Origin of the sequence: Hathewaya proteolytica DSM 3090 (assembly GCF_900142225.1) — a bacterium.
Lineage (GTDB): Bacteria > Bacillota > Clostridia > Clostridiales > Clostridiaceae > Hathewaya > Hathewaya proteolytica.
On record NZ_FRAD01000043.1, the window covers coordinates 1 to 1,747 of the forward strand.

Consider the following 1,747-nt stretch of genomic DNA (forward strand, 5'->3'; position numbering starts at 1 on the left):
AATTTATTTGATGCTATAAATACAGGTTATTACTTCTTGCAGGGTGATTTAACTAATGCAGCGTTATCCAGCATATCCTTTATACCATTTGGAGATATTGTAGGTAAAGGGACAAAGTGGGGGAAAGAACTACTAGGTATAGGAACAAAGTATGCAGACGATGCAATAGACATAGGAAGAAATGTGTCAAGGTATGCAGATGATGCTTATGATATGATGAGGAAGAATGGCATTCCTTCTACTTTAGATGACATTGATAGAAAAGTTCTTGATAGTGGAAACTGGAGAATGAAGTATGAGGGGGCGGCTAAAGCTGACAACATTCCAGGTAGAGGATATCATAAAGAAGTTTATGCAAATAAGCCTGTAAAAGTTACTGAAGCAGTTGATAAATGGGATGAATTTTTAGGACCAGGAGAATATACTGATATTCATCCAAGAACAGGGCTAAAAGACCCTGATAGAATATTCTCTGCTGATGGAAAAAGAAGTATAAGATTCGGTTCACATGAAATGAATTCAAAACCAAGTAAGTTCCATTATCATGAAGAAATATGGACTTATGACCCAATAAATAATGTCATGAATGTTGACAATACAGTTGTTAGAGTACCATATAAAAATTAGGAGTGATAAACAATGAATGTTAAAGTAGCAGATATATTAGATGAGAATAGGGTAGTGGTTCAAGTAGAACGTAATGAATTCATTGCTGAGTGGGATGGAGATAAACCAGAAAGAAATGAAAGCTATGCTGTAGAAATGGATATAGATGATGAACTTATATGGAAAACTAATATATGCTTTTCAAGTGAAAATGACAATGTAATAATCCAGAAAGATAAGGGAATTAAAATAGTAGCCAAGTTGGATTATAATAGCGAAGATAATTTAGCTACATTAAAAGTTTATGATAGTATTGTATTAATTGATATAGAAGGAATTAAGCAAGATATATCAAATGAATGGGTAGAGATAAATTGTGATTCAATTAGGGTAAGTAATATAAATTTATAGGATTAAGTAAATTCATAATAAAGGATTTATTAACTGCATAAAAATTAATGATAGAAGAATAGCATTAAATCAACAAAGTAAGAAAAAATAAGAACTGCATAACTTAAATAATGCAGTGAAAGAAGTTAAAAAGGTTAATGTTTCAGTAATGGAGCATTAATCTTTTTTTCATGCACTAAAATATTTATAAAAGTCAAGATAACTAGGATTGAAAACTACCGTAAGCTGATAAGCAAGGAAATCCTAGGCTCAACAATTCCACTTGAAATCGAGGGGAACTCTGAACATATAATATGTAGGGCAAAAATCAATTCCACTAAAAAATAAAAAGAATTGATAGAATAGAAAATAATGATAAGATAGCTGAGTGGAATAACTAGAGACTTAGAACTCGGGACTAGGAAATTGTAACGGGGGGAATAAGGACTTAAAAGAATTGAAATAGATAAATAAAAATCTAGTTCAATTATATTCCATGTAAAATATGGAACATATAGAAAACTGTTAAAGCAAACAGGAAATTTTGAGTACGATTTAGCTGGAAATCTCATCCGAGAGACAACAGCCATGGGCAGCCAGGTAAGCTATGGTTACAACAGCAGGAATCTTTTATCGGAGATGGTAAATGGAAGAGTACAGAATATATCCTATGAGTACGATGCCCTTGGAAGAATAATAAAAACCACATTCCCAGAAGGTACTGTGAGTTATAGCTATGATGGCAACGGAA

Annotated in this window: 3 protein-coding genes; all 3 read left to right on the plus strand. The window is 32.3% G+C overall.

Features of this window, described 5'->3' with window-relative positions:
* A partial coding sequence (locus BUA73_RS14205) for a hypothetical protein (RefSeq protein WP_178139284.1) occupies nucleotides 1-627 on the plus strand: 627 nt, incomplete at its 5' end.
* Between the two features lie 12 nt (nucleotides 628-639).
* The gene (locus BUA73_RS13630) at nucleotides 640-1,017 is read left to right on the plus strand and encodes a hypothetical protein (protein WP_072904641.1); all 378 of its coding nucleotides are present in this window, start codon (nucleotides 640-642) and stop codon (nucleotides 1,015-1,017) included.
* Between the two features lie 501 nt (nucleotides 1,018-1,518).
* Nucleotides 1,519-1,747: hypothetical protein (locus BUA73_RS14660; protein WP_479723831.1), on the plus strand; the 229-nt coding region annotated here is incomplete at its 3' end.

Bases quoted from the DNA above. Each gene is read 5' to 3' on its own strand.
- BUA73_RS13630 (WP_072904641.1), top strand. From the start codon at position 640: ATGAATGTTAAAGTAGCAGATATATTAGATGAGAATAGGGTAGTGGTT.